Source organism: Arthrobacter sp. AQ5-05, assembly GCF_003287975.1.
Classification (GTDB): Bacteria; Actinomycetota; Actinomycetes; order Actinomycetales; family Micrococcaceae; genus Paeniglutamicibacter.
Genome location: NZ_QMKQ01000074.1, coordinates 1 through 1,485 on the forward strand (window position 1 = coordinate 1; position 1,485 = coordinate 1,485).

Annotated in this window: 2 protein-coding genes; one reads left to right on the forward strand and one right to left on the reverse strand. The window is 64.6% G+C overall.

Annotated features, from left to right (window positions below; translation table 11 throughout):
* Positions 1-46 precede the first annotated feature (46 nt).
* Positions 47-655: a DNA-binding protein gene (locus tag DQ353_RS21040; RefSeq protein WP_146755372.1), complete on the reverse strand. Its 609-nt coding sequence runs from the start codon at positions 653-655 to the stop codon at positions 47-49.
* Between the two features lie 245 nt (positions 656-900).
* Here DQ353_RS21040 and DQ353_RS21045 point away from each other — a divergent pair, with 245 nt between their 5' ends.
* Positions 901-1,110 carry a hypothetical protein gene (locus tag DQ353_RS21045; protein WP_113765131.1) on the forward strand — a complete coding sequence of 70 codons (210 nt, stop codon included), beginning with the start codon at positions 901-903 and terminating at the stop codon, positions 1,108-1,110.
* Positions 1,111-1,485 lie beyond the last annotated feature (375 nt).

The window sequence follows — 1,485 nt, forward strand, 5'->3', positions numbered from 1 at the left end:
CACTACCAGTAAGCCGCCCCATGACGTACTCCTGGCATGCCATGGGCTACTGCTGGGGTTTGGGCTTGTCCCGCTTTTCCGGTTGTTTCGCGGGGAGGGCGTTGTCCCAGTAGCGGGTCGCCTGCTCGCTGAGCACCGCCAGACGTCCACGCAGTTCCGCGACTTCCTCGCGTGCCCGGCCCGTTTCGGCCTGCGCTGTCTTTACCGCGTCCTGTGCCGTGGCACGTTCGGACGTATGAGCCTCGTGCAGGGAGCGGAGCTCCGTCTCCAACGCCGCCACCCGGGCTTCGGCCGCGTCGGCCCGCTCGGCTTCTTCTTGGACGCGGTGGGCCTCGGCGTCGACCAGGGCACCGGCCTCCACGGCCTCCACCCGCGCCGCCTCGAGAGCGGCCTGGGCGGCCTCGAGCTGTGCGGCGTGCCGGGCGTCGGCCTCGGCCACCGCCACGGCCCACAACCGCCCAAACGCCTGTTGCGCGGCCTCGGTGACCGCGACCACCGGGCGGGAACGCTGGGTTCGCCACGCTTCCACGGCGGAGCGTGCGGTTTCCATGGAGATCCCGGCGCGTGAGCGCACCGCGGTGACCGTCACCTTTAGGTTCTCGGACTCCATCGCGTCGATTGCCGCCGCCGCACGATCCATGGGGGATTCAACCACGAACACCACATCCTAAGTAGTAAAAATATTATTACCATTATTACTACTTTGAATGATTTTGTCCATCCCCACGCCGCCCGGCTTCGCCTCGACCCCGTGTGCGGGCGCTGGCTGGTTCGCCCAGAGGCCGGCATCCTGGTCGTGGGCCTCGTGACCGCCAGGGTTTCCAAGGCGGGGGAGTATCGCACTGTCGTCGGGAGGCCCCCGCCGTTGTGGAAGACGGCCGTGCCGTGAAGGATGATCCCATGGGTAGGGAAGAACTCTCGCGCGCCCGGGAACAGGCGCTCCACGGGTTGCGCGTTGAACTGAAACGGCAGATCGCCTCCACACTTTCGGGTACACCCCGGTACTGTGCGCTGGTGCAGCAACTCGAAGCGCTGACCCGGGACCATGACGCGGCCCAGATGCGCTGGTTTAGGGACCTCACCCAGGAGCATCCACTGCAGGAATCCTGAGAAGTCCTGTACAGCAACCATCGGGCGTGGTCATGACCGGCAAGTCATCGGTTGACGGTGGACATCGCGGGAATGGAAGTGCGATTATCGGCGAGGTGGATGTCGTGGGTCAAAGGGGGAACCTGATTGAGCATGACTTTAAAGGACGAACAAACAGGAATGCCAACAGGAGTCACCCAGGAGCCTCGCGGCTGGTTGTCCTTGCGCCCGCGCTAGTGAGTAACCGCTCGCGTGTCTGGTCAGGCCGCTAGCGGGATTGGATTCCATGCAGTGCCAGCGCAGCCTGGTAGGGAGGAAAGCTTACTTCGATGCCCTGTGCCACAGATACCTGGACCACATCGTCGTCGAGACCGATGTCCCGGCGGCGCATCCAGA